The sequence below is a fragment of the Fictibacillus sp. 7GRE50 genome, from assembly GCF_015903875.1.
GTDB lineage: Bacteria > Bacillota > Bacilli > Bacillales > Fictibacillaceae > Fictibacillus > Fictibacillus phosphorivorans.
In genome coordinates, this window is record NZ_JACZDW010000002.1 from 455,628 (window position 1) to 481,838 (window position 26,211).

Sequence of the window (26,211 nt, forward strand, 5' to 3'; positions counted from 1 at the left end):
CACCTCTATTTTAGTGCGGCTCTTACCGCATCTGTGAAAATTGCGATTACTTCATCCAGTTGTTCCTCTGTAATGATAAGCGGTGGCAAGAATCGGACAACGCTGCCATGCCTTCCGCCTACTTCTAAGATCAATCCTCTGTTAAAGCATTCTCGTTGAATGCGGCTAGCGAGTTCAGAGTTTGCGGCATATGTTCCTTTTAATCCAGTTGGAATGCGCGGGTTCACAATTTCTGCCCCTACCATCAAACCTCGGCCTCGAACATCACCGATCTCAGGAATTTCATTTTGTAGGATTGAAAGTTCAAGCATAAGTTTCTCGCCAAGTTCAGCAGCATGCTGTGATAAGTTGTTTTCTTTAATATGACGCAGTGTTGCTGTTCCAGCTGCCATAGCCATCTGGTTTCCTCTGAACGTTCCGATATGCGCACCAGGTCCCCATTTATCCAGTTCACGATCATAGATCACAACAGATAAAGGCAAGCTTCCACCGATCGCTTTAGACAGAACGACTACATCCGGAGTGATTCCAGCATGTTGAAAGGCAAATAGTTCACCAGTGCGTCCGATACCTGTTTGCACTTCGTCAATGATTAATGGAATGTTACGCTCTTTCGTGATGCGGCGGATCTCACGCAGCCACTCAACTGGAGCAGGAATAGATCCACCTTCTCCTTGTACGACTTCTAAAATCATGGCCGCTGGAGGAAGGATTCCGCTTTCTGGATCATATAAAAGATTCTCAATATAGTTAGCGCTGATTCTCCACGTATCTTCTCCACCCATTCCGAACGGGCAGCGATATTCATATGGATATGGCATAAAGTGTACATCTGGCATCAAGCCTTGCACGCTCTGTTTCGGCCCTAAGTTACCAGATAGCGCCATCGTTCCGTGCGTAGCGCCATGATAGCCTCCTTGGAAAGATAGGATGCTTCTTCTACCAGTTGCTGTTTTTACAAGCTTGATCGCTGCTTCGATGGCATCTCCGCCAGTCGGTCCGCAGAATTGAATCTTTGCACGTTTTGCGAATTCTTCTGGTAAACTATCAAACACTTCACTTACAAATTCCTCTTTTACTGGCGTTGTTAAATCCAGTGTATGTAAAGGGCGCTTGTCATGAAGCACTTTCTCAATAGCGTCTATCACTACCGGATGATTATGCCCTAGCGCAAGTGTTCCTGCTCCTGCCAGACAGTCAATATATGTCTTCCCATCAGCATCTTTTACATAGATTCCTTCCGCTTCTTCAATTGCGATTGGAATACGACGTGGATAAGATCTTGCGTTAGACTCTCTTTTTTCTTGTTGTTTTAGATATTTTTCATTCATCTCTATTTGTAGCATGCTCATCATTTATTCCTCCTAGTGGATTATCCGACACATCAGTGAAAATGATTCTCATTATTGATTACATGTATAACCTTAATTGATAATGATTATCATCGTCAATGATAAATTGTCCCTAAATTCTTTCCAGTTATATTTAGCGCTGGGTATGAGTAGTAGGTCTTAAGTCCTTGTATTTGTTCCTGTTTAAACGAATTTCTTAAGAAGATTCATTGATAATTGATAATCAGTGATATTTTTTTACAAAAAAAACGACCAGCCTCGGCTAGTCGCTTCCGTTCATCTTTTATTGTTTATCCAACACTTCAATCATTCGAAGTGCTACACTTCTACTCGATTGAGGATTCTGTCCTGTAACAAGTGTGCCGTCTGTTACCGCAAAATCTTCCCATTTTCCTGCCCGTTGAAACTCTGCTCCAAGTTCACGAAGCTTTGTTTCGAGTAAGAACGGTACTTCTTTCGTCAGCTGCATCTCTTCTTCTTCTTCATCCGTAAATGCTGTAACCGTTTTACCTTTTACGATAGGTGTACCATCTTTAAGCGTTGCTGTTGTAAGTCCTGCAGGTCCATGACAGACACTTCCGATTACTTTATTTGTTTGTGCCATCTGACTTACTACTTCTTTTAATGCGTCACTTTTCGGGAAATCAAAAACGGTACCATGCCCGCCAGGTAGATAGATCGCGTCATAGCTCGTTGCATCATCAGGAGTAAGTTCTGCAGTACCTTCCAACTGAGCCAGTGCTTCCTTATATGTTTCTTTATCTACACCTTCTAAGCTGTTCGGATCTAGCGGAACATCTCCACCTTTAATGCTTTTTACCGTAATATCATATCCTTTGTCACGAAACTCATTGAAAGGAACCGCAAACTCCTCTAACCAGAGCCCTGTCTTATTATTACCAATGTTTTGATGATTCGTTACGACGATCAATACTCGTTTTGTCATTGTTACACTCCCTTTCATTACATTACGTTTATCATTTTTCCCGAATCTAATGATTTAAAACACGAAGAAATAATGAATGTTTTGAAGGTAAGGTAGGTAAGGTAGTTTTGTAGAAATTTAAGACGGATTTGTCGAAAAGCCTATAAACTAATTTTTAGGGCCTATAAGTTTTATTGAAGGACCATAAATTAATCATGAGGGACTATAAATGATTTTGAAGGACCATAAATGGTTGTTTAGGGACTATAAGTACCAAACTAAAAAAAAAAGCCTTCCAAACAACAGGAAGACTTTCACTTACTTCATACAAACTATTTATAAAACTCCGGGTCATCTGGATCTGCACCATTACGTTTATCTTGATTTAGTGCAGATATACGCGTCATATCTTCATTTGTCAGTTCAAAGTCAAAAAGTTCAATATTTTCTTCGATTCGATGCTGTGTGACAGATTTAGGAATCGTGACTACCCCGTTCTGAAGATCCCAGCGCAAAATGATTTGAGCAACTGACTTATTGTATTTATCGGCAAGTTCTACCAATGTTGGGTCTTCAAAGATTTCTCCTTTTAAAAGAGGTCTCCAAGCTTCCAGCTGGATTCCTTGCTCCTTACAGAACGTCAATAATTTTTCCTGCGACAAACGAGGATGGTATTCCACTTGGTTCACCATCGGCTTGATCTCTGCTTCACTCATCAAATCTTCAAGATGGTGCTGTTTGAAGTTGCTGACACCAATCGCTTTAGCTCGTCCCTCATTATAAATTTTTTCAAGAGCTTTCCATGTTTCTTTATACTTTCCTGGCACCGGCCAGTGAATAAGGTATAGATCTACATAGTCTAGCCCTAGTCTCTCTAAACTTTCATCAAATGCTGATAAGGTTTTTTCATAGCCTTGGTCGGTGTTCCAAACTTTTGTTGTAACAAAAAGTTCTTCTCTTGGAACGTTTGATTCAGCAATCGCCTGACCTACACCAGCTTCATTGTCATAAAGACTCGCCGTATCAATGCTTCTATAACCTGAATCAATCGCCCATTTTATGGACTGGATGACTTCATCACCATCTTCAGCTTTGTAGACTCCTAATCCAATCCATGGCATTTGAACACCATTATGTAGAACTGCACGATCATGAATACTGCTTGGCATATTGAATCCCTCCTTGTACACATTGTGGCACAATTTATATAAAAGTAAAAAATATTAAACTTTTTGAAGTTTATCTGCTGTTTCTTCTAAACGTTCATGAGCATTATCTATGATCGTAGATTCGCTCCAGGTAAATCCATCATTTTCATATCTCGGAATCACATGCATATGAAAATGAGTAAGATCACTAAACTTACCCCCATTTTGGTTAATCGTAATCCCATCAGGGTTAAAACAGTTCTCTAGCTTTTTTGATATGTATTTTGCAGCTTCCATTACAGCATTCGTTTCTTCATTCGTCAGCTCTGTTAATTCCTTAACATGTCTTTTAGGAAGAATCAGCGTGTGCCCCTCATTAAAGGGATCAATATCGAGAAAACATTGCACCCACTCATTTTCATAAACCGTATGTATAGGTAATACTCTATTCGCTAATTCACATCCTAAACAACTCACCTAGATCCACCCTTTCAGCCTTGCCAATAATAAGCCATGTGCAAGTTCACTATCTTTCCAGATCCCTTGTTCAATATTTCGGAATGCTCGCTCTATAGGGATATGAAACGCTTGAATCGTTGCTTCCTTTTTCTCTAGCATTTGAGATTTGTATTCCACAATATCTTTAGTAAAATATACATGCGTAACCGTATTACTCAAACAAGCACTAGGCTGTATACTCCCTAAGAAAACCGTTTCTCCACACACGATACCCGTCTCCTCAAGCAACTCTCTTTTTGCAGCTTCCATCGGATCTTCATTTTCGTTCATTCCACCACCTGGAAGTTGGATAATAACTTGATCTACGGCCGGTCGATATTGGCTGATCAATATGAGAGAATCGTTCTCTAACGCGACCATTACGGCTGCTTCATAAGGTATTTCTTTTAACGTAATACTTCCAAATTCATCCTCGAACACTTCAACATCTTTATCTCTGCTCTGATATACAAGTTCCTTTTTCAAAATTACCCCACCCTTTTACATCAGTTTCCTCTTAACATTATCCAAACTTGGAAACATTTTCAACTATGAGCTTATTGGAAATGTCACCCAGTTAATAATTAAATAGCTAGTGGGAATATTTTCTAATAATTTGGTAGAATAATGAGATGGGAACTTTATCTCGTTTTTTTCGTATTACTTGTAATTAGGTACGGAGGAGATTACTTTGAAAAAGAAAATCGGAATTATTTTTATTATACTTTCGTTTGTTTTGTGGATTCTAATACCGGTCATACCGTTCTTATCATTCGGTGCCGGTCTTAAAACTGCCATTGTTAGTGGATTATTTATCGGTGGAGAAGTATTCTTTTGGCTAGGTGCGCTATTAGCTGGAAAAGATATTGTGAAAAACTTTATTAAAAAGTATTGGAGAAGAGAGAAGAAAGACGACGATCTATCTTAAATGATTTGACGTCGAATGATGAACTGATTCAAACTGCAGACTCAATAAAATAGGTGGAAAAATGGAAGAACTTATTCTAGGCTTTATTTTTACATTCTTGGTTGTTATATCCTTTGAAACTATTTTTACTAGAATATTAGGTAACGGCGTAAAGCATCCTGGAAAAAAGATTCTAGTCCTTGCCATCCAATGTTTTGTTATTACTTGGCTTCTCTATCAGATGTATACGTAAAGCCCGTCAGCTAGAGCTGTACGGGCTTTTTTCTTGAATTTTGGATGTAGTGGTGACTGACTTTAAAAGCAGTCCGCCAGCGATCATGTAAAGAAATGATGCAATATAGAACAAGCTTCCTATCGTTAAGAAGTCTATCAGATAACCTGTCAGCATCACAGCAATCGCCCCCCATACACTTGTCCATAAATGATAGCTTCCAATCTTTGTCCCCGTCTGTACACCCTCTGATTGCCTTGCTAGAACGGTTTTCTCCGATGTTTTTTGTACAGCACCTAATATCCCCATTACGATCTGCACCAAGTAAAGAGCAGTGACTGTTTCAATGATAGGAACAATCAACATCATCCCAGCCATACCCCATGTATGTAAAAGAATAAAGGTACGGTCACCAAATTGATCAGAAAGCCTGCCAATTATCGGATGAACAAGTGCTCCAGTCAGAGCAAAAAGACCGTATGCCAATCCGAACTGCGAGTAGCTGTCACCGATGTTACGGATGAGGAGCAGATAGAAGGGAAAAACCATTGAGCTTGCTGTCATTAAAAGGCTTTGAATCGTTACAAATGTACGATAATTCATTGTGAGTACACCTCGTAGAAAAGATTTTTGAACCGTTCTTTAGGATCGAGCTCGCGTTTTTTCTCAAAGAACTCATCGATACGCGGGTATGATCGTTTCAGTTGTTTTTCTGTCGGATATGAATAGTAAGGTAAGTAATAGCTTCCATCGTGATCTAACGTTACGTCGATCATCTTCTGAATGACCTTCTCTGTTTTCTTTATCTCTTTTTCAGATCTGCCTTGATTAATCAATAACACAAGAGCAAACATATCATCCTTTGCATAGGACAATACAGCATCCTCGTCATGCTCAACGTATCGGATCGTGATGTTCAACAGGTTCAGATCCTCTTTTTCTAACACCTTTCTTAGATCATCTATATATGAAGCAAACTGCTCAACAGGAACAAAGTACTCTTGCAATACTTCTGTTCGATTGGCATTTTCATATTCCATAAACGTACTGTCTGATCTCATTACGTTATTTCTCGATTGATATCTGCCATTACTATTTTGAAAGTGTTTCTTCTGCGTCTCCCAAAATACATCTTTTCCCCATTCACTATAACGAGACAACCCTAACATAAACTTTGGTAGCACCACGGTTTCTTCTTCATTTAACTTTGAATATCTATTTAACTTCCTTTGATTTTCTGCCAATACATAGTCTGTTACATACATTTCTTTTAAAAAGGTCTTAGGAGCAACAGATAAACGAGCAAGATGCATCTTTACATGCTCATCATTCTTAACCTTTTCCTTAAAGTGGTCTTCGTATTCTTTGTAATCCATCGTGGATATGCGATGTTGATACAGTTCATCCTCAGCCAAATGAAGTGTGACATCGAGTATGACTCCAAAAAGACCATAACCACCTATCACGTATGAGAAGTATTCACTATTCTCTTCACGGCTCACAGAAATGATTTCTCCATCTGGCTTAAGTAAGCGAAATGAATTTACCGTATCGATTAGAGAGCCATACCTTATATCACGTCCATGAACATTTACACTTAGAGCACCTCCAACCGTAAAAATATTTTGCGACTGCATGACTTGAATAGATAGACCGTACGGATTAATCTTCTTTTGAATATCTGCCCAGGTCACGCCACTTTGAACCGTTATCGTTTTTTCTTTAGGGTTGAAATTCAATATCTCGTTGTATCTCTTCATGTCGAGAAGTGTTCCATATGGATAGACAGTATGACCTCCCTGACTATGCTGCATCCCAGCGATTGAAATCGTCTTTTCTTGTTTGACCCACTTTTGGAGTTCTTTTGTAGAATGGGAGCTCTTAACCTCTTTCATTTTTGTCGGTAAAAGTTTTCCCGCATCTTCTACTACCACTGTTTGTTGTTGGTGTGAATGGATGGAGGTGCTTGTGTAAAAAGCAATTCCATATAAAGAAATCATAATTAAAAGATACTTTCCTTTCATAACATCACCCCACTATAAAAAAAAGTGTAATTTTACACATTTATTATAAAATGATACTTAAGTGGTTGGCAACAATTTTTTTCGAAAATCAACTGTAGATTTTTCAATAGCGAAAGAATTTAGACGCTTCTTCATCTTAAAAATGGTGATTCGTACAAGCACTCTTTTACGCATTTCATATAGTAATAGTGGGGGTGATACGATTGGGTAAAAAAAGAAAAGAACTTTTGGAAGCTTTTAATTCTTTAGATGCAAACGGCACAGAGACTGAAGCTGAAGTAACCGCTGAAAACGGTGCTGAAGCTGGTACTGTTGAAGCGTTACGCTCTCTTTTAGGTGATGGTCTTAAACGCAAGAAGTCTAAAAAGGGTCCTGCTGTAAAGTCTAAGAAATCTTCTAAGAAGTGCAAGCAATCTAATGGAAATGATTCCGGTGAAAATGGAACAGGTGGATCCGGAAGCGCTCCTGACAGCTGTTGGGAATAATTCTTGAATATAAAAAAAGCTCCCTCTCGTAAGGGAGCTTTTTCATGCTTTTATTAGTTAGCTCAAAACTTTTGTTAAAGCCTTTTGTTTTAGATAAGTAAGTGTTGCAGCCCCGAGTAAATTTGCTGCTATTAATAAAGCATCTTCATTAATCTTAAATTTTGGGTGATGGTGCGGATATACTTCTTCCCACGCTTCGTCAAGAGCGCCTGTAAAAAAGAACGTGCCCGGAACTCTTTCTAAGTAATATGAATAATCTTCCCCACCCATTTGCGGTTCGATTTCTTCGAGTTCCATAACACCTGGAACTTTTCTCGCTACATCCACTATGAACTCCGTGTCGCCTTTATGGTTAACAACAGCCGGATATCCTCGTTTAAATACATATTCATAGGAAGCATCAGATGCGATACACGTTCCTTTTGCGATGCGATCGATCTCCTGCTCGATGGCAACTCGAACATCTTCCTTAAATGTACGGACCGTTCCTGTTAATTTTGCCGTATCCGCGATCACATTAAATGCATTTTTTGCTTCAAAAGCACCTACTGAAACGACTGCAGCGTCCAATGGATTAACTCGGCGGCTCACAATTTGTTGAAGATTTGAAACAAGTTGTGCACCAATAACGATGCTGTCTCTTGTTTTATGAGGCTGAGCGCCATGGCCACCTTTACCTTGTACTTTTATTGTGAACGAATCGGCTGCTGCCATAACTGGCCCTGTTCGATAACCAATTGTTCCTGTTGGCATCGTTGCCCAAAGATGTGTTCCGTAGATAACATCCACACCATCTAGACAGCCATCTTCAATCATTGCAATAGCTCCACCTGGAGCGAGTTCCTCAGCATGCTGATGAATGAACACGATTGTTCCTTCAACTTCGTTCTTAAGTTCCGCTAAAACTTTTGCGAGTACTAGTAATGACGCTGTGTGGCCGTCATGTCCACAAGCATGCATAACACCAGGCACTTTGGATTTGTATGGAGATTCATTTTCTTCTTGAATCGGAAGTGCATCAAAATCTGCTCGAAGTGCAACTGTCTTTCCTGGTTTTCCACCTTTTAATGTAGCGACTACTCCTCGCCCACCGACTCCCGTGCGCACATCTAATCCTAATTTCTCATGATACGAAGCGATAAAGGCTGGTGTTTCGACTTCTTCAAATGACAGTTCAGGATTTTGGTGAAGATGTCGCCGAATCTCCACCATTTCATCTTGATAGTTTGCCAAACGGCTAAATAATTGTTCCATTCCTGCTCACTCCTCTTATAATCTACATTTTTATATATTCGCCAGGACCTAATGGAAGTCCTAGCACATACCAGACAGCAAATAAAACACACCAAAAAATCGTATAAGCGATCGTATAAGGAAGTAATGAGGAAATCAAAGTTCCCATTCCCATATTTTTATCAAACTTTTTCGCAAAAGTTAGCAAGATGGCAAAGTATGCAAGCATCGGAGTTATCGTATTGGTGATCGAGTCACCAATTCGATATGCCATCTGGGTAAAAGCTGGACTATAACCTAAAGCCATAAACATCGGGACAAATACAGGTCCTAAAATGGCCCATTTTGCTGAAGAACTAGCTATGAGTAAGTTTACAAGAGCTGTAAAAAGGATAAATGTGAGCAATAACGGAAGTCCCGTAAACCCTGATTCTTTTAGAAAGTCTGCACCTGTTATTGCAATGATCGAACCTAAATTGCTCCAGCTAAAATAAGCAATCATCTGAGCTGCAATAAAAGCAAGTACGATATAGTACCCCATGCCGCTCATCGCTTTTGTTAAATGTTCGGCTACGTCTTTATCGTTTTTTAAGACCTTAGATCCAAATCCATAAGCCATTGCTGGAATCAAGAAAAATAGAAGCATGATCGGAACCAATGAATCCATAAACGGAGAATCGATCAGTTCTCCAGTTTTCGGATGGCGAAGCATAGCACCTTCGGGAACCGTTACCAGTAGAATGATCGTTGTATAGATGAATAGGGAGATCGTTGCCCACTTTAAGCCTCTTCTCTCTTCAGAAGTTAAGGCTTGTTTCTTCACTTCAAGATCATCAGGAATTTGGTAATCCCCTAGTCTTGGTTCTACAATCTTTGTCGTTACCCAAACAGCAACAGGTACTAGCACAAAAGTTGAGGCCAGCATGAAGTAGTAATTCATAGCAGGATTTGCTGTATACGATTTATCTTGAAGATGTGCTGCTGACTCTGTGAAACCAGCAAGCATTACATCGAGCATACTAATGATGATATTTGCACTAAATCCACCAGCAACTGCTGCATACGCTGCTGCAAGTCCAGCGATCGGATGACGTCCAAGAGTGAGAAACACCATTGCTGCTACAGGCGGGAGTACGATTAAAGCGGCATCAGCGGCTGCATTTCCTACGATTCCTATAAAAATGATGATCGGTAAGATGAGTGCTTTTGGTGAGGCTAATACAACCCTTCGCATGAAAGCTGAGATCAAACCTGTTGATTCCGCCAGCCCTACTCCTAGCATAACGACGAGCACAAGGCCCAGCGGCGGGAAATTCACAAAGTTACTAACTAGCTCACTCAGCATCCTTATGATTCCATCTTCGTTCAGAAGGTTGACTGCTGTAATTTTTTCATTATTAGCTGGATTCACTGCACTCCATCCAGCTACTCCAGCTATGAATGAACCTAGCAAGATAACAGCCGTAATGATGACAAACAAAGTAAGAACATCCGGAAGCTTATTTCCGTTTTTCTCTACCCAGTCCAACAGTCGATTAAAGATATTTTTTTTGCTGTTCTCAGGATCTGGTGTATTTGGTGAAGGTACTGCTTTCAGCGCTGAACGTGACATGGATATCCTCCCTTTGTTATGAATTTTCAGAAAAAATATAAATTTCTTCACATTCTACCGTCTCTATCATTCGGTTTCAAGGGGTCATATAGAACACTACTTTTTTACTAGACAATAGATTGTGTAAGGACTGGGAGGGATGTAAGGGCTTTCCTTTGCAGAATATTCTTTCATTTTGAAATTTACCTAACTCTTACCTTTCGCTATAATAAATACATTGTTGCTTAGAGAATTGATTTTCAGATAAGGATAAGGGAGAGAACATCATGGATCTTTTATTAAAAGAAAGTCTGAAAGCAAGCTATAACGAGCAAGCTGATTCACGTGATCGATCAGAGATTCAGAATTGGAAAATTGACGAATTAAATGCCTTTGTTGCCGCTCTTACATCTAGTCCGAAAAATGACCAACATACTGTTCTTGATCTTGGAGCTGGATCAGGTCAGCATGGAAAATACTTATCTCAACATCACTTGGATGTAACATGTATCGATCTCTCTCCTAACATGGTAGAAACGTGCCGTGCAAAAGGTTTAAAAGCAGAAGTAATGGATTATTACAAACTACAATTTGATGATGAATCTTTTGATGCGGTATGGGCGATGAATACGCTTCTTCACGTTCCAAAGGTAAGCCTGCCTGCTGTTCTTAAAAACATTCATACCGTATTATCAGAGGATGGTTTATTCTACATGGGCGTTTACGGCGGTAAAGATTCTGAGGGAGTGTGGCAAGAAGATTCATATATTCCAAAGCGATTCTTCTCCTTTTATACCGATGAAGATTTACTTGATGTGGTTGCTCCTCTTTTCGACGTACAAGATTTTCACGTTGTAACAGAAGCTGGACGAGGTATAGGTATGAACTTTCAATCCTTGCTTTTACGTAAGAAAGCAATCGTAGACTAATTACAGCGTTGTTTTAAGAGATTATTTGCTTGCTTAAATTGTTTGAAGCTCAAGATAGGAAAAGAGTGCTAGCTTAAAAATCTGTTCAAAAAAAGCTCCTCTGCTTGAGGGGCTCTTAAATTTCTCGCATATATCGAATAGACAGGTGTTTTCCGCTTCCTTCACTCCTCTTTTCTGACTGTTTTACAAACCCTTTTGCTTCATAAAAAGGAATCGCTTTTACGTTATCTTTTTGCGCAGTTAGCCATTGTTCTTTAATACCTAAATTCTTCTGATAGTCTGTGTAATAGTTTAACAGTTTCGTTCCAATTCCCCTGTTTCGCTTGTTCGGATCCATATACAACACAAAGATCTCACCTGTTTCTTCACCAATCGTTCCACCGCCGATTGCACCTACTACTTCCCCATCCTCTTTTACTACGAAATATCCGTGCCAACCTTCGGTGAACTCGGTCACTTCTTTTTCAATTCTTTTCTCGTTATAATATTCTTCGATGACTCTGTTCACATACGCTTCATCTTCTAAGTATCCATATGTTGCACGCCATCCTTCTGAGCAAACTCTGGCTATTCCTTTCACGTCTTCTGGACCAGCTTTCATAAGAATTAAACCTTCTGTAACCGCTATTTTATCCATTGTTTCACCTCACTTTATTTATCTTAAACACCTCTATTATAGCCTATTTTTTGGTAAAATAGAGGTAGACAGCTCAGTCAGTCAGATGCTCATTTTGAATGAGAAAGGCGGAAGATCATTTGACAAATTTGATTACAAAAAATGAACATGTTTTTAACATGCTAGATTCTCTTTTACGTGATGAAGGCGCGTTCTGGAACTCTTTTTATGAAGATCGAAATAAAAGGATTCCTTTTTTCATTGACGCTCCAGATGAAAATCTTGTGAACTACGTGGAACGTGGCATGATTCAGCCTGGCCGCGTGTTAGAACTTGGATGTGGGCCTGGTCGAAATGCAATCTTCTTAGCTCAACTCGGGTTTGAAGTAGATGCTGTAGACCTCTCAAGCGAAGGACTAGATTGGGCTCGTGAACGTGCTGTTGAAAAAGGCGTTGAAGTGAAATTTATACAAGGAAATATCTTTGAGATTAACCTACCACACAAAGAGTATGATCTCATCTATGATTCCGGCTGCTTCCATCATGTGCCTCCCCATCGTCGTGTCAGTTATTTGAACCTTTTAAACAACTGTTTAAAAGAAGGCGGACATTTTGCTATAACGTGCTTTGATGCTGTGGGCATGGGATTAGATATACCTGACATGGACGTGTACAAAGATCGCTCGATGCAAGGAGGATTAGGGTACACGTTTGAGCGGATGCGGGAGGTCTTCTTTGAATTCGAAGAGGTTGAATTACGCAAAATGAAGGAAATAACGCAGCCAGCAGATACATTCGGTTTGCCATTTTTAAATGCAGGGTTGTTTAGGAAATAAATAAAAACACTTGGAGTTCCGTCTCCAAGTGTTTTTTAATGGCTTAGGAAGTGTGTGATAGTTATCGTGACTCGTTTCTAGGCCCTAGTTTTCATTTTATAGGCCATCAGCCAATTTTATGGTCCTTCAAATCTATTTCTAGGCCATCAAATTACTTTATAGGCCTTCAAAATGTTTTATAGGCTTTTCGACAAACTCACAAAACACAACTTTACATAAACGACCGATCCAACACCACAAAATCGCGCCACTCTTCTGGCAGCATCTCTACATACTTCCTTGTTAGAAAGCGATCATCTACTAAAACGAGCGTTCCCTGATCTTCTTCTGATCGGATAACACGCCCTCCTGCCTGCAGAACTTTATTCATTCCAGGATACACGTACGCGAAGTCGTAACCATTCTTGCCTGCACGCTGAAAATAATCCTTCATCGTATCACGCTCTAATCCTACTTGAGGCAATCCAACACCAATGATTACAGCACCAGTAAGTTTATCTCCTTTTAAATCAATTCCTTCAGAAAAGATGCCACCCATGACAGCGAGCCCGACAAGGGATTTCTCACCTACAGAGTCATAATGAGCTAAAAATGTCTCTCGCTCTTCTTCCTTCATAGCAGGATGTTGAACGATGAGCGAAAAGTCTGGATCGACTTCTAACATTCGTTCATATATATCTGTCATATACCGATAGGATGGAAAGAAAACAAGATAGTTGCCTGGTCTGTTCACGACCAAGTCTTTGATCATACCCACAATTGGATCTATCGTTTTTTCCCGATCTCTAAAGCGGGTAGACAGAGGCTGCACGAATACATCCAGCTGCTCTTTTTCATAAGGAGACGGCATCCGAATGATGTAATCGTCTTTCTCTCCTCCGAGCATTTCTTGAAAATACGATAGTGGTGAGAGTGTTGCTGAAAAATATATGCGTGAACCATATTTCTTACCAGTCTGAAAAAGCAGCTGTGAAGGATCCATACAAAATAGCCGAACTTTGACCTCACTTTTAAACGTCGAGATGAACGTAACGAAACGTTCATCGTAAAATTGTGAAATCTTGACCCATTGCAGCGCTTCAAAAAAAGTCTCTAATAGTTGTTCGCTGTTATCACCACTGGCTAATAGCTGCTCTGCCTGTATTAAGAAAGCTTCTAAACTCTCAAGTAGTTTTTCCTGCAATTCTATGACAGCAACATCTTTATCTTCATGTTCTTTTTTTATCAAAAGAAGTTCCTGGTTAACGGCTTTTGCCGTATTCCAGACCCCGTCATGTTTTCCCTTATAATTACGCGCAAGTTGTAAAAATGACGATTTCATAATCTCTGCAGAATACATTCCGCGAGCTCTGTCCACTAGATTGTGCGCCTCATCCATAAGCAGAACCGTCCGCTTTTTTTGTTCTTCAAACAAACGTTTGAACGAGACTCTAGGATCAAATACATAATTATAATCACAGATTACGCTGTCTGAAGCATACGCAAGATCAACAGAGAATTCAAACGGACAAACTTTGTGTTTCTGTGCATAATCTGAGATTACTGCTCGATCCATCACGGTCTCATTTTTCAAGATATCAAGTACTGCTCCATTTATCCTGTCAAAATATCCATCGGCAAACTCACAATACGAGGGTTCGCACCGAGTTTCTTCTTTAAAGCAAACTTTGTCTTTAGCCGTTATGGTCGTGCTTTGCAGAAACAATCCCTTTTCTTTCATTAACAAAAGTGCTTCTTCTGCGTTTTTTCGATTGAGTGTTTTAGCTGTTAAATAAAAAATCTTTTCTGCTTTTTCTTCTCCGATCGCTTTGACGGCTGGAAAAAGAGTCGAAATGGTTTTTCCTGTACCAGTCGGAGCATTCGCAAATAGAGTTTTTTTATCCATAATCGTTTTATAGATAGCACCAGCAAAGTTACGTTGACCATTCCGGTATGATGGAAATGGAAAAGCTAGCTCTCGTATACTGTTGTTCCTTTTTTGCTGATTTTCGAGACGCAATTCAGCGAATGGTGCATACGTTTTTATTAGTTGAGACATGAAATTCTCTAGCTCAGTAAATGTAACATCTTCCTGAAATTTCTTCTGCTCACTAGAATCAATATGTACATAGGTCAGCTGGACCGTAACTTTGTTAATATTTTCTCTTTCCATGTATATGTAGGCATACACCTTTGCTTGAGCCCAGTGAACGAGGTAGGAATCTCTTGTAATCTCACTTAAATTTCGAGCAGTTGATTTGATCTCATCGATCGTGACTATATCATTACGCAAAAGAAGACCGTCACATCTGCCTTCTATCCAATATTCAAGGTTTTTATGAAGATAGCTCGTTTGCAGAAATACTTCTGCCTTATCGGTCTCTTCATACGTTTTTTGTATGGTTTGATGTGCCTTCGTTCCTTCTATTAAGGATGAGGTTGATTTAAATCCGGATTCAATACTTCCGGAACGGTATACATATTCGACTAAGGACCGTACAGAGATTTTAACCGCTTCAGGCATGGTTTCACCTACCTCTAGTTTTCACTTGTTTTTATGTAATAATTGTAGCACAACTGCTTCTATAAACTTTTCCTACAATAAAAGACAGCCCCCTTATTCAGAGGACTGTCTCACTACAGCATCATCGTTTAAATCTGCCGTACAGCTTTGGCATTTAACGGCTCTCAGCGGAATTGTAGATAAACAATATTTGCATTCTTTTGTATCTGGCGCTTTTACTTCTTCTTTTCTCTTAAGACGATTTATCTGCTTTACTACCAGAAATATAACCAATGCAATGATACAGAAGTTGATCAGCGTGTTAATGAACAATCCATAATTAAGTGTAGCGGCTCCCGCCTTTTGCGCATCTGCTAATGTGGCATAGTCACCTTTTCCTAAATTTATGTAGAGGTTGCTGAAATCTACTTTTCCAAGTAACAGACCAATCGGAGGCATGATGACATCATCAACAAGTGAAGTGACGATCTTGCTGAACGCTGCCCCGATAATTACGCCGATGGCGAGATCGATCACGTTGCCACGCATGATAAATGTTTTAAATTCGTTCCACATGTACGATAATTCCTTTCTGTATGACTAGTATATGTATAACCATACAGCATCAACTTTCAAACGTCATCCGATATCAATTCACGTCTTCTTTTTTTAATTTCACAGTCAGAATATCCTTCACATCAATGCATATATCAGCTTCATACGTTAGTTGTATAAGTGCGACACTATCAATCGTAGCAGGAAAAGGCTCTAGGTTCCTTGCTGAATAATCAAACGCTTTAATTAAGTCTTCATGTGATAAGTCCATTACGAGTGTGCAATGCGGCACCCAATGAGTTGGGATATATAAAGATTGTTGGTTTATCTCTTTTTTAAAGTGGTCATGATAACGCTGATGAAAATCTGTCAGCACACTGTTTTTAGTCGGTGCTGCATATAGTGTTCCGCTGTTTAAGAAAATGGCTAGAGATGGGAAGAATAGAGGTACAGCAGCAAGGTCTTTAAAATAATTTTGAAAAGATATCTTAAACGATTCAATATCTACTTCTGGATGTGTACCAAGAGTTACATGTGGCCGCATACCATGACCAACGATTCCTTCTTTTATTAGTCCATCCCTAAGTTCATTTATCTTTGTTTCAGTTTCACTGTTTAAATAAGCAATTACACCGTACATGTTATCAGCTCCAAATATGGTTTTGTTCATAAAAGTCAATAATCTTGGTAGGTTTTAGTGTAATTATACATGAAACCACATTTTGGTAAATGCATTACTTTATAAAATAAGGATTCCGCTCTTGTCCCGAAAAAATGGGCTAATTCCGCCCAAACCTTTAACTTGTACCTCTAATATTCTGTCATTGTAAAGAAGGAGGTGGGTTAAATGGGATATAAGTCTTACGGAAACAGCTTCGCTTTAATCGTAGTTCTATTTATCTTGTTAATCATCGTTGGGTGTTGTTGGTGCGGTGGTTACGGCGGCGGACACGGCTGGTGCTAATCAGTTCATTTCCTTTAGAGGAAATGAGTCCTTGATTCACCCGATGTGATCAATTGCATGAAAACCTTTTGCTTTAACAACCCCTCGTATGATAACAGAGAGAGAGAACCTAGAGAGAGAAAAGACCTGCGCTCGTCTGAGTGCAGGTCTTTATATGTATGGCTACAAGAGAACTTTTGCCCTATTGTAACAACTACTTTAGTTTTCTAGTATAACTATAAACACATATTACAAAATACTAACATTAAATTAATATTTTTCCATTATTGTAAACCTGTACACCAAAACCCTTGTATCAAAATAATGTTTACAGGAGGAAAAGATGAAAATTAATTGGAAAAATCTATTAACCTCTGCCCTTGCCCTGAGTCTCGTGAGCAGTACATTAACACCCATTAGCACCTCTGCTTTAGGTGAGTTCGATCTCGTTTCTGAAGTTGTACAAACCCCCATTAATGAGTACCGGGCAAACCTCGCACCTGGTGTAGAAGAAAAGCATTACAGCTTTGAAAGCAAAGAAGGAAAGAAGATTGAGAGTTACGTAGTAGAAGTCGATGTACATAATCCAAACGTTTCCATTGAAGCCGGGACGCCTAATGATGGAGATTCATTTGGCTTACAGCCTGTGAGAGCACAAGCGAACGCGGCCAATGGAGAAAACCACCAAGTGGTTGCAGCCGTAAACGCTGATTTTTATAACATGGCAACAGGTGAACCTCATGGCGTTGTTTATAAAGAAGGGCGCTCAATAAAAGGGACAAGCGGACGATCGTGGAACTTTTTCGGCATAAAGAAGGATGGTAGTGCTGTTATCGGTAACCCCTCAGATTATGAATCGATTAAAACAGACCTTCAAGAGGCTCTCGGCGGTAACGCCATCCTCGTTAGGAATAGTCAAATCTATCAAACTCCTCAAACAGGTCAGGATAAAGAGCCTCGAACTGCAGTTGGCATTAAAGAAGACGGTGATGTTTTCTTTGTTGTCATCGACGGGAGACAAGAACCTTATTCAGCAGGTATTTCCATGAAAGATCTAGCTCAATTAATGCTTGATCATGGTGCTGTTCACGCTCTTAACCTCGACGGAGGCGGCTCCTCTACTTTTACGACTCGTAAACGAGGTGATGATGTATTAGAAGTAGACAATCAGCCTTCTGACAGAAATGAAAGAAGTGTTGCCAACTCTTGGCTTGTTGTTACAAAAGAGCCTTCTGATCGTGTCTTCCATTCCGCGCACATCGATCCATACGACATATCGTTCACTCCTGGCTCAACGATTCATTTTGACGCAAAAGGAATGGACAAGTCTAAAGCATCTGCCCCACTCCCAAATTCAGGTTTAACGTGGGAAGTGTCTGAACCTTCTTATGGAACCATCAATAATGAAGGTATTTTTGTATCGAGTGGAAAAACTGGACAGTTTCACGTTCTTTTAAAGCATGATGGTCATGAAGTTGGCAAGAGTATTATTGAGATTGAAACACCTAACGAAATGCACTTTACATCTTCTGAATTGACAGTTGCTAAAAACAGCCAAGCAGAGATTAATCTCATCACCAGTTTCGAAAAAAGGAATGTAAGATGGAACACGCAAGACATTACATTTGAGATCCCTGATGGTATGGGAACTATTGATGAAAGAGGCATACTTCATACTGGAGATCAAAACGTAAAAGGAACAATCACGGCTCGACTAAACGGAACCTCTCTTGAAGCACAGATAAATGTAGCGGTTGGACAGCTTCCTATCGTTCTTCATAATTTTGAGGATACATTAGGCAGTTGGAAAACATCCACTGCCGGTCGTGGAGAAAATGGAACGCTAGCACTTTCTGAATTCCCAGACCCAGTTCGTTTTGACAACCAGTCGCTCAAACTTGATTTTGATTTTTCAAGTGCTCAAACAGGGACGACGCTCGGTGTTTATGCTGGACCTGGAGCACATACTCCTATCGACGGTATTCCTTCAAGTATAGGCATGTGGGTGTACGGAACTCCTGAAGCACAAGGCTATTGGTTGAGAATGATGATCGTGGATGGCAACGGTAAGAATCAGACGATAAATCTGACAAGTGAAGATCCCGGAATCGACTGGACAGGTTGGAAATACATCGAAGCTGATATTCCCTCCTCATTTACAGGACCGTTCAAGTTATCAGGAACACAAACGATTCGTTTGATGTCTACAAAATCCGGTATTACCGGTCCAATGACAAAAGGTTCCATCTATGTGGATAACATACGTGCCGTATACGGTGAAAAGGTAGATGACCTCTACCCTCCTGTCATTCAATCTGTTAGTACGGACGACAAGAATTTCACAACAGATGAAGTAACCATTACGGCAAGAGTAAACGAATATGAAGATGATTTGTTTAAAACAGGCATTGATTGGGACAAGATCCGTATGATCGTAGATGGTAAGAATTATGAAGATGCAGAAGGTCACTTTTCTTATGACATGGATGGTTCCATCTCATTAAGTGGGTATCGTTGGGCTGATGGAACACATAAAGTAACGTTGATCGTTCCTGATAAATTTGGAAACCAAGCTGTTCATACCAGTTATTTTTCAGTAAATACTGGATCCGCAAAGGTTGTACTAGTCAAGTCACGAGAAGAAGCTTATTTAGGCGATCCCTTTAATCTCAAGGTAAAAATGACACAGCTCGATGATATTACTTCTGCTGTTATTCAAATGCAGATGGATAAAGAATTTCCAGTTGAAGATGTAATATTTTCAGAAGCTTTTCAGTCGAGCACAACAAACTTCGACTCACAGACTGGTATCTTAACTCTCAATCTAATCAATAGTGGTGAGACTTCTGAAACTGCAGATGCTGCAACGATTCAGATAGATATTCCTGCTTCTACAAAAGAAGACAGCGAACTAAAATATGAAATAATTAATGGAAACCTAGTTTATAGTCAGCCAAAAGCAGAGAATTTCATTTCAAGTTTTTCGATCAAGCCCGTTCGTATTCCTGTTAAATCTGCAATCAGCTTGACACATGATCCAATATTAATTGGAGAACCAACAAAGCTTTTTGTAAATGATAGTAACAAAGAGCCCGTTGTAAATGCTGAATTGTTTGCGCATATTAGTGAGCAAGATCCTGTCTCCTTAGGGAAAACTGATCGTAAAGGAAAGATAATGGTTGATTCTTTCTCAGATGAAGTGAAGAAAATCACGTTATATGCAGTAAAAGATGGTAAATATTCCTTTAAGGTCAATACACAAACATACCCAGCGCTTGCGACTGAAACTGAATTCAAGAATATTATCTCGACTCCGACTGGCAATCCTTATAAAACGAAAGGCTTAACCTGGATGTCTAGTCCTCATGCTGGAAAACAATCAGCAATTGTTCAATACGCTAAAAAGAAAGACTTTGAACGTAAAGGCAGTTCTACACTAAAGACTCAAAAAGCAAGGGGAAGTGATCAAGTCTTTTCTGGAGAACTAGACCTAACTAAGAATGGAATAATCCGTGTAAATGAGGTGAAGCTGCAGAAACTAAAACAAGGTACCACTTATATTTACCGTGTTGGTGATGGTGAGCACTGGTCAGAGTTCATGGAATTTACTACTTTAAAGCGAAAACAGAGCTTTGAGTTTGCAGTCCTAGGCGATACGCAATCACCCTCTGATCTGTCTCATTTCAACAAGATATTAGGAGATCTAGACAAAGAAAATCTATCGTTCATGGTTCATGTTGGCGATCTAATTGATGAATCTTCCAAATTTCATCAATGGGATGATTCGTTAGCTGTATTGAGCAGTTATGACAAGATTCGTTCTACTGATTTAGTCACTGCCCTTGGAAATCACGAGTACATGGGAGATGCTGATGCGTCTCTAGCAAAATCCATCTTCAATCTACCAAATAACGGACCAAATGTTGATAAAGGCGGAACATATTCAGTAGATTATAATAACTTGTATATTGCTGTACTCGGATACACATCTGATGCAAAGGTACTGAACCAACAACTTAAGTGGTTAAAACAGGATATGAAAGGTTCTGATAAACCTTGGAAAATTCTTGTGACTCACAAACCCCCATATTATACAAACCCGTTCGGCGGTAACGAGATCATGAAAGAAAAGATACCTCCTGTAGCTGACGAACTTGGTATCGACCTTGTTTTCTCGGGTCACGACCATAGTTATGGCCGGACAAAGAAATTGAAAGATGGAAATGAAGATGAAAACGGAACCGTCTATGTCGTAGCTGGAACAACAGGCAACAAACATTATGACGCTGTAGCAGATGAAAAATTCGAGTTTGTAAATATGGACAACATCGCTGTATCCATGCGTGCAAAAGTAAACAAAGACAAAATTACATTTACGACTATTTCTTCTGATGGAGAGTTGATTGATGAGTTCACGGTAATAAACGAGGATTATAGTGAAGAGTAATAGGAGTAAATAAGAAAATAAGCTGGTTGAAAGCAGTTGTTCGATGACCTTTCATCCAGCTTATTTAATTTTTGTGTATGATTTGTGCTTTTTGCTCGTTCACGGAGGTTTATGCTCGGTCACAGACTTTTATGCTCGCTCACAGACTTTTATGCTAGCGGCATTACAAAACCCACACACTAAAAAACATTGCAGGAGCCACTCTGCAATGTTCGTCTAATACACTTGATGAAGCAAACTTCTCTCATTCTATAAATTGATCACTTTCTTTAGCAGCGAATCTTTTTGCTCAGCCCTTCCCTCTGTCTTCCTCACCTTTCCTGCTACTTCATAAACAACAAGGTCCGGATTTTCCTCTAACAAAAGGGCTGTACTTACCTGACACTCGACCAACAAATAAACAAGATCACCTTCTACTTCTTGCTTTAAGATCTCTACTTCATCTGTTCCATGAAATCCTACAGAAGAGCCAATGACAACATATTCTCCAATAAGCGTCGTATTTGTATCTTCACTACTTACTTCTTCAGCAATAGTAGCTGAATTTTTCTTTCTTAATAAAGATCGAGGCTGAAGCACATAAGTCAAGTCTTCCACCATGGCGCTTGCTGTTGGAAGTTTTCCTGCACCAGCTCCTTGGATCGTAACTTTTCCTGCTAGGCTCGTGTCCACCATAATAGCATTTTGAACATCTTCCACTCCGTACAATGGATGATCAGCATCGACCAACACGGGTTTTACAGATGAAATGAATTGGTCGCTGTCACGGCGGATCCGCGCCAAATGCTTCACCTTATATCCCCAGTCTTTAAACACAGAGATTTGCTCAGCAGTTACTTCTGTTATTCCTTTTCGTTCTACGTCCTCCCATTTCGGCGTCTCACCAAACGACAACTCGCTAAGAATCATTAACTTATAAAAAGCATCATAACCTTCTATATCACTTGCCGGGTCAGCTTCTGCATACCCAAGTTCTTGGGCAGACTTTAACACATCATGAAAGGGAAGACCTTTTTCCCTCATATTCGTTAAAATGTAGTTGGATGTACCGTTTAATATAGCTTCAACTGTATGGATCTCATTTACTTGAAGAAGCTGCGAGATGCTGCGAATAATCGGAGTTCCCCCGGCAGTTGTCGCTTCAAATCCCACAAAGCGTTTCAGTGTTTCCGCCTTATCAAGCAATGTTCTCCCATGTCTCGCAAACATGACTTTGTTAGCTGTAATTACATGACAACCTTTATCAAGAGCGCGGCTTAAGTAAGTAAAACCAGGCTCTTCTCCCACTATTGCTTCAAACACGACCTCTAATCCTTCAATATTGAGGATTTCATTAAAGTCAGTAGTAATTAAAACATGATCATCCACTTCACGTTTTTTCGATCCATCTTTTACTAAGATTCCTTCGATCACAACTTCTTGACCGAGCACGGCTTGAAGCTGTTCTTTATGTGTTTTCAGCGCTTCATATACACCTTGGCCAACTGTTCCAAAACCTAGCAGCGCCGCTTTAATAGGTGCCATATTGCAGCCTCCCTTCTTGTCTCAATGCTTCCCTCACATGTGGTCCCCACTTTTCAAATTCAACTAAAAATCCATCATGACCGAAGTCTGTTTCTATAGAATAGTAGGTTCCGAATCTAGTATGTTTAACAAAATTCTCAATCACTTCAGGTGGATATAGAAGATCCCCTTCATAACCAAAAGCATGAACTTCAGCTTGAATTTGTGATGCTGCCCGCTCCCAGCCACCGAGCTTATCCCCAATATCAAAAGCGTTCATAGCGTATAGAAGTGAAACATAACTATCCACATCGAATCTTTTCGTCAACTTTTCCCCCTGATACGTAAGATAAGAATCTACTTGAAAGAACGGTTTACCTTCATCATCTTTTTCTTTGATCTCTCTATTGAATCTCTCGTTAAATAATTTAGGCTGGCGGTACGTTAATAAGCCCGCCATACGTGCGATCTCCAAACCTGTCAATTTATCATCGCCTTTATAATTGCCGCTCTTATAAACAGGATCACTTTCTATCGCGTGAAGAGCGAGTCTATTATAGGCAACTCCATAATCACTTAAGAAGGGAGTTGCCGCAAAGATAAATACTTTTTCTAAAAAGTATGGAAACTGCACTGCCCATTCAAGTGCCTGCATACCGCCAAGAGATCCCCCCATGACGGCTAGAAGTCTTGGAATTCCTAAAATGCTAAGTGCCTGTCGCTGTGCGCGAACCATATCTCTTACCGTTACAAAAGGAAATGACTTTCCATAGATTTCTCCGGTTTCAGGATTTGTACTTGCTGGACCTGTAGAACCGCTGCATCCTCCGAGCACATTAAATGTGATGACTTGAAATTGGTTTGTGTCGATATAATGATCAGGACCAATTAATCCACGCCACCATCCTGGATCTTCCTCTTCACCAAATGCATACTGATTTCCAGTTAACGCGTGGCAAAGTAAGACAACTGGACCTTTTGGGTTTCCCGTTTTTTCAAAAGCTAGTTCTGCATTTAGGATTATCTTACCTGACTCTAAAGCAAAGTCACCGATTCTTATCTTCCCTATCTTTCTCGTGGTCTCAAGCAAGTTTTTGTAACTCACGGGCTTTCAGCTCTCTTCGCAATATTTTTCCGCTGATCTTTGTTTTAGGGAGCTCTTCCACGATTTCAATTTCACGAGGTGCAGCATGTGCAGCTAACTCACCTCTAACAAAGATTCGGATTTCTTCCAAAAGCTCTTTACTCTCGCTAAATCCATCTTTTAACACGATGAAGGCTTTCACGATTTCTCCGCGAATAGGGTCAGGCTTGCCTATTACTCCAGCTTCGGCCACTGCTTTGTGTTCAATCAGCTTGCTTTCAACTTCAAATGGTCCGATTCGTTCTCCTGAAGAATTAATCATGTCATCTGAACGTCCTTGGAAAAAGATATAATCATCTTCGTCTTTTATGGCTAGATCTCCAGAAACATACCATTCACCCCAGCTAAAATAAGAATTATATTTTTCAGGGTTCTGCCAAACCTCTCTCATGATTGCTGGCCATGGGGCCTTGATCGCTAAATGTCCTACAGCGTACGGAGGCAATTCTTTTCCCTCTTCATCCAATACAGTTGCTGTTATTCCAGGAAAAGCTTTTCCCATCGAACCTGGCTTGATCGGCTCTGTTGGAAGGTTCACGATAAGCTGCGCACCAGTTTCAGTCATCCACCATGTATCATGAATTCGTTTACCAAGTACGTTCTTACCCCAAAAGATTACCTCTGGATTTAATGGCTCGCCTACACTCAAAATATGACGAAGCTTTGAAAGGTCATAGTGTTCTGGAAGCTGATTTCCTTTTGCCATCAACATGCGGAACGCAGTTGGTGCACTATACCATACTGTGACACCTGTTTTTTGTAAGGTTTCATACCAGGTTTCTGCTTTAAATCGCCCACCGTGAACAACAATGGTGGCTCCGTTTAATAATGGTGCAAAAACGCCATACACTGTTCCTGTCACCCATCCAGGATGAGCCGTGCACCAATACACATCATCTTCTTGAATATCTAACACCCATCTGCCTGTAAGATATTGCTGAACCATCGCTCGATGAGCATGGATGATTCCTTTAGGTTTTCCAGTAGAACCGGATGTGTAGTGGATGTTTAAACCATGTTCAGGATCTACCCACTCAATCTGACTCTCAGTGTTCTCTACATTCTTCAATTCTTTTGGAAGCGAGATTTCTCCGTTTTCTCCTTCAGCATCTGTTAAAAAAACCGTATGAAGACTCGGAATATCTTCTCTTGGTACTCGCTTATACAACTCTTCATCTGTAATTAAGAACGTTCCTTTACAATCATTGATTCGGTCTCTTACAGCATCTGACATGAATGCTTCAAATAACGGACCCACGATCGCACCTAACTTAATAGCAGCTAACATTGCGATATGACAATGATGGTGTTTTGGCAAGAATACGAATACAAAATCTCCTTTCTTTACACCATGCTTTTTCAAAACCGCCGCCCATTGATCAGTCGTTTTCTTTAACTCGTTATAACGAATTTTAATATCCTGTGAGTCGTCAATATAGTGAAGAGCTGTTTTCTCACCTCTTCCTTCTTCAACATGACGGTCTACACATTCATACGCCATATTCGTCTTACCATCACTTCGCCTATTGAATTCTTTAATAAAAGTTTCCCAAGAAAATGCTGTATCCCTTTGGTCTTCTGAAATATTATGATTTCCTTCGACTGGATGAATGGTGGCTAGTTTTGTCATTTCTGTTCACCTGCTGCTTTCTTTTCAACGTTTAGTAAATTTAAGATGTGTGCTTTTTGTTTAGAGAGGTAAGCGTCTCCGCGGGTTCTCGGTTTTTGTTTTTCCACTGAAACTTCGCTATACACTTCACCTGGCTGCCCTTTTAAGATAAAGATTCGATCACATAAATAAAGTGCTTCATCAATATCGTGAGTTACTAAAATCATCGTCGTTTTCTTTTTTTGCCATATGGATAATAAAAGATCTTGAAGCTGCATTTTTGTAAAAGCATCTAACGCACTGAATGGTTCGTCTAATAATAGAATCTCAGGCTCAGTGATAAGCGCTCTTGCTATTGCTGTCCGCTGTGCCATCCCCCCTGATAAGTCTTTCGGGTAATGGTTCTCAAAATCCGTTAATCCTACTAGATCCAGATACGTTTTATATTTATCCGTATTCCTTTTTTCTTTTTCCAAACCGAATGAAATGTTTTTCTTTACAGACAACCATGGAAGAAGGCGAGGTTCTTGAAACATCATACCGATCTGGTTGTTCGATCCATTCTCTATCGAAATCGTCCCTTCATATTGTTTATCAAGTCCTGATAGCACGCGAAGCAATGTACTTTTCCCACAGCCACTCGTTCCTAGAATTCCAATGATTTCCCCTTCCTGTACAGAAAAATTAATATCTTGAAACCCAGCTGTGTCATGATTAAACGTACGTTTTAAACGATTCACATTCAGCATTTG

General features: G+C 39.9%; 23 protein-coding genes. 6 read left to right on the plus strand and 17 right to left on the minus strand.

The window, feature by feature from the left end; translation table 11 throughout:
- Window positions 1-5: 5 nt before the first annotated feature.
- The 5 genes from IHV12_RS09505 to IHV12_RS09525 form a co-directional block, all read right to left on the minus strand.
- On the minus strand, window positions 6-1,352 hold the full coding sequence (locus IHV12_RS09505; protein WP_197128149.1) for an aspartate aminotransferase family protein: 1,347 nt from the start codon (window positions 1,350-1,352) through the stop codon (window positions 6-8).
- A gap of 283 nt (window positions 1,353-1,635) precedes the next feature.
- A complete protein-coding gene (locus IHV12_RS09510; protein WP_197127039.1) occupies window positions 1,636-2,298 on the minus strand; it encodes a type 1 glutamine amidotransferase domain-containing protein in 663 nt (220 codons plus the stop codon).
- A 311-nt stretch (window positions 2,299-2,609) separates the two neighbouring features.
- Entirely contained in the window at window positions 2,610-3,446 is an 837-nt protein-coding gene (locus tag IHV12_RS09515) for an aldo/keto reductase (protein WP_197127038.1), read from the minus strand.
- 54 nt (window positions 3,447-3,500) lie between these two features.
- Window positions 3,501-3,902: an HIT family protein gene (locus IHV12_RS09520; RefSeq protein WP_197127037.1), complete on the minus strand. Its 402-nt coding sequence runs from the start codon at window positions 3,900-3,902 to the stop codon at window positions 3,501-3,503.
- Window positions 3,903-4,409 (minus strand): NUDIX hydrolase, encoded by a 507-nt coding sequence (locus IHV12_RS09525; protein ID WP_197127036.1) that lies wholly within the window; start codon window positions 4,407-4,409, stop codon window positions 3,903-3,905.
- Window positions 4,410-4,614: 205 nt separating this feature from the next.
- Here IHV12_RS09525 and IHV12_RS09530 point away from each other — a divergent pair, with 205 nt between their 5' ends.
- Window positions 4,615-4,851 (plus strand): transporter suffix domain-containing protein, encoded by a 237-nt coding sequence (locus IHV12_RS09530; protein ID WP_197190706.1) that lies wholly within the window; start codon window positions 4,615-4,617, stop codon window positions 4,849-4,851.
- Between the two features lie 238 nt (window positions 4,852-5,089).
- On the opposite strand, the gene IHV12_RS09535 is transcribed toward IHV12_RS09530, so the two are convergent.
- Together IHV12_RS09535 and IHV12_RS09540 are read right to left on the minus strand one after the other, a co-directional pair.
- Complete coding sequence (locus tag IHV12_RS09535; RefSeq protein ID WP_197190707.1) at window positions 5,090-5,665, minus strand: MFS transporter; 576 nt, start codon at window positions 5,663-5,665, stop codon at window positions 5,090-5,092.
- A complete protein-coding gene (locus tag IHV12_RS09540; RefSeq protein WP_197190708.1) occupies window positions 5,662-7,086 on the minus strand; it encodes an FAD-binding oxidoreductase in 1,425 nt (474 codons plus the stop codon). Before IHV12_RS09540 ends, IHV12_RS09535 begins: the two co-directional genes overlap by 4 nt.
- A gap of 203 nt (window positions 7,087-7,289) precedes the next feature.
- Here IHV12_RS09540 and IHV12_RS09545 point away from each other — a divergent pair, with 203 nt between their 5' ends.
- Window positions 7,290-7,571 (plus strand): hypothetical protein, encoded by a 282-nt coding sequence (locus IHV12_RS09545; RefSeq protein WP_197127032.1) that lies wholly within the window; start codon window positions 7,290-7,292, stop codon window positions 7,569-7,571.
- 57 nt (window positions 7,572-7,628) lie between these two features.
- Here IHV12_RS09545 and IHV12_RS09550 read toward each other — a convergent pair whose 3' ends face one another.
- Complete coding sequence (locus IHV12_RS09550; RefSeq protein ID WP_197190709.1) at window positions 7,629-8,825, minus strand: M20 family metallopeptidase; 1,197 nt, start codon at window positions 8,823-8,825, stop codon at window positions 7,629-7,631.
- A gap of 22 nt (window positions 8,826-8,847) precedes the next feature.
- Complete coding sequence (locus IHV12_RS09555; RefSeq protein WP_197190710.1) at window positions 8,848-10,416, minus strand: AbgT family transporter; 1,569 nt, start codon at window positions 10,414-10,416, stop codon at window positions 8,848-8,850.
- A gap of 266 nt (window positions 10,417-10,682) precedes the next feature.
- Here IHV12_RS09555 and IHV12_RS09560 point away from each other — a divergent pair, with 266 nt between their 5' ends.
- The gene (locus IHV12_RS09560) at window positions 10,683-11,324 is read left to right on the plus strand and encodes a class I SAM-dependent methyltransferase (RefSeq protein WP_197190711.1); all 642 of its coding nucleotides are present in this window, start codon (window positions 10,683-10,685) and stop codon (window positions 11,322-11,324) included.
- A gap of 115 nt (window positions 11,325-11,439) precedes the next feature.
- On the opposite strand, the gene IHV12_RS09565 is transcribed toward IHV12_RS09560, so the two are convergent.
- A complete protein-coding gene (locus IHV12_RS09565; protein WP_231620699.1) occupies window positions 11,440-11,961 on the minus strand; it encodes a GNAT family N-acetyltransferase in 522 nt (173 codons plus the stop codon).
- A gap of 119 nt (window positions 11,962-12,080) precedes the next feature.
- Between IHV12_RS09565 and IHV12_RS09570 the strand changes: the two genes are divergently transcribed.
- Window positions 12,081-12,776 (plus strand): class I SAM-dependent methyltransferase, encoded by a 696-nt coding sequence (locus IHV12_RS09570; protein WP_231620700.1) that lies wholly within the window; start codon window positions 12,081-12,083, stop codon window positions 12,774-12,776.
- Window positions 12,777-12,987: 211 nt separating this feature from the next.
- On the opposite strand, the gene IHV12_RS09575 is transcribed toward IHV12_RS09570, so the two are convergent.
- From IHV12_RS09575 to IHV12_RS09585, 3 genes are all read right to left on the minus strand, one after another.
- Window positions 12,988-15,279: a helicase C-terminal domain-containing protein gene (locus tag IHV12_RS09575; RefSeq protein WP_197190713.1), complete on the minus strand. Its 2,292-nt coding sequence runs from the start codon at window positions 15,277-15,279 to the stop codon at window positions 12,988-12,990.
- Between the two features lie 93 nt (window positions 15,280-15,372).
- Complete coding sequence (gene mscL, locus IHV12_RS09580; RefSeq protein WP_197190714.1) at window positions 15,373-15,834, minus strand: large conductance mechanosensitive channel protein MscL; 462 nt, start codon at window positions 15,832-15,834, stop codon at window positions 15,373-15,375.
- Window positions 15,835-15,907: 73 nt separating this feature from the next.
- Window positions 15,908-16,483, minus strand: coding sequence for a 2'-5' RNA ligase family protein (locus tag IHV12_RS09585; RefSeq protein ID WP_197190715.1), 576 nt, complete (start codon window positions 16,481-16,483; stop codon window positions 15,908-15,910).
- A 177-nt stretch (window positions 16,484-16,660) separates the two neighbouring features.
- On the opposite strand from IHV12_RS09585, the gene IHV12_RS09590 reads away from it, so the two are divergent.
- On the plus strand, window positions 16,661-16,777 hold the full coding sequence (locus IHV12_RS09590) for a YjcZ family sporulation protein (RefSeq protein WP_197127025.1): 117 nt from the start codon (window positions 16,661-16,663) through the stop codon (window positions 16,775-16,777).
- Window positions 16,778-17,099: 322 nt separating this feature from the next.
- Window positions 17,100-21,203, plus strand: coding sequence for a phosphodiester glycosidase family protein (locus tag IHV12_RS09595; RefSeq protein ID WP_197190716.1), 4,104 nt, complete (start codon window positions 17,100-17,102; stop codon window positions 21,201-21,203).
- A gap of 249 nt (window positions 21,204-21,452) precedes the next feature.
- Here IHV12_RS09595 and IHV12_RS09600 read toward each other — a convergent pair whose 3' ends face one another.
- The 4 genes from IHV12_RS09600 to IHV12_RS09615 are packed head-to-tail and all read right to left on the minus strand — an operon-like array spanning window position 21,453 to window position 26,208.
- Complete coding sequence (locus tag IHV12_RS09600) at window positions 21,453-22,727, minus strand: homoserine dehydrogenase (protein WP_197190717.1); 1,275 nt, start codon at window positions 22,725-22,727, stop codon at window positions 21,453-21,455.
- The gene (gene metX, locus IHV12_RS09605; protein ID WP_197190718.1) at window positions 22,714-23,796 is read right to left on the minus strand and encodes a homoserine O-acetyltransferase MetX; all 1,083 of its coding nucleotides are present in this window, start codon (window positions 23,794-23,796) and stop codon (window positions 22,714-22,716) included. The genes IHV12_RS09600 and metX overlap by 14 nt, the downstream gene beginning before the upstream one ends.
- A complete protein-coding gene (gene acsA, locus IHV12_RS09610; RefSeq protein WP_197190719.1) occupies window positions 23,789-25,480 on the minus strand; it encodes an acetate--CoA ligase in 1,692 nt (563 codons plus the stop codon). Before acsA ends, metX begins: the two co-directional genes overlap by 8 nt.
- On the minus strand, window positions 25,477-26,208 hold the full coding sequence (locus IHV12_RS09615; RefSeq protein ID WP_197190720.1) for an ABC transporter ATP-binding protein: 732 nt from the start codon (window positions 26,206-26,208) through the stop codon (window positions 25,477-25,479). Before IHV12_RS09615 ends, acsA begins: the two co-directional genes overlap by 4 nt.
- Window positions 26,209-26,211 lie beyond the last annotated feature (3 nt).

Excerpts from the sequence above, each read along its gene's own strand:
- IHV12_RS09550 (WP_197190709.1), bottom strand. The coding sequence starts at position 8,825 with ATGGAACAATTATTTAGCCGTTTGGCAAACTATCAAGATGAAATGGTG.
- IHV12_RS09555 (WP_197190710.1), bottom strand. The coding sequence starts at position 10,416 with ATGTCACGTTCAGCGCTGAAAGCAGTACCTTCACCAAATACACCAGAT.
- IHV12_RS09565 (WP_231620699.1), bottom strand. The coding sequence starts at position 11,961 with ATGGATAAAATAGCGGTTACAGAAGGTTTAATTCTTATGAAAGCTGGT.
- IHV12_RS09540 (WP_197190708.1), bottom strand. The coding sequence starts at position 7,086 with ATGAAAGGAAAGTATCTTTTAATTATGATTTCTTTATATGGAATTGCT.
- IHV12_RS09615 (WP_197190720.1), bottom strand. The coding sequence starts at position 26,208 with ATGCTGAATGTGAATCGTTTAAAACGTACGTTTAATCATGACACAGCT.
- IHV12_RS09560 (WP_197190711.1), top strand. The coding sequence starts at position 10,683 with ATGGATCTTTTATTAAAAGAAAGTCTGAAAGCAAGCTATAACGAGCAA.
- IHV12_RS09535 (WP_197190707.1), bottom strand. The coding sequence starts at position 5,665 with ATGAATTATCGTACATTTGTAACGATTCAAAGCCTTTTAATGACAGCA.
- acsA (WP_197190719.1), bottom strand. The coding sequence starts at position 25,480 with ATGACAAAACTAGCCACCATTCATCCAGTCGAAGGAAATCATAATATT.
- IHV12_RS09585 (WP_197190715.1), bottom strand. The coding sequence starts at position 16,483 with ATGAACAAAACCATATTTGGAGCTGATAACATGTACGGTGTAATTGCT.
- IHV12_RS09505 (WP_197128149.1), bottom strand. The coding sequence starts at position 1,352 with ATGAGCATGCTACAAATAGAGATGAATGAAAAATATCTAAAACAACAA.
- IHV12_RS09515 (WP_197127038.1), bottom strand. The coding sequence starts at position 3,446 with ATGCCAAGCAGTATTCATGATCGTGCAGTTCTACATAATGGTGTTCAA.
- IHV12_RS09600 (WP_197190717.1), bottom strand. The coding sequence starts at position 22,727 with ATGGCACCTATTAAAGCGGCGCTGCTAGGTTTTGGAACAGTTGGCCAA.
- IHV12_RS09590 (WP_197127025.1), top strand. The coding sequence starts at position 16,661 with ATGGGATATAAGTCTTACGGAAACAGCTTCGCTTTAATCGTAGTTCTA.
- IHV12_RS09595 (WP_197190716.1), top strand. The coding sequence starts at position 17,100 with ATGAAAATTAATTGGAAAAATCTATTAACCTCTGCCCTTGCCCTGAGT.
- IHV12_RS09510 (WP_197127039.1), bottom strand. The coding sequence starts at position 2,298 with ATGACAAAACGAGTATTGATCGTCGTAACGAATCATCAAAACATTGGT.
- IHV12_RS09575 (WP_197190713.1), bottom strand. The coding sequence starts at position 15,279 with ATGCCTGAAGCGGTTAAAATCTCTGTACGGTCCTTAGTCGAATATGTA.
- mscL (WP_197190714.1), bottom strand. The coding sequence starts at position 15,834 with ATGTGGAACGAATTTAAAACATTTATCATGCGTGGCAACGTGATCGAT.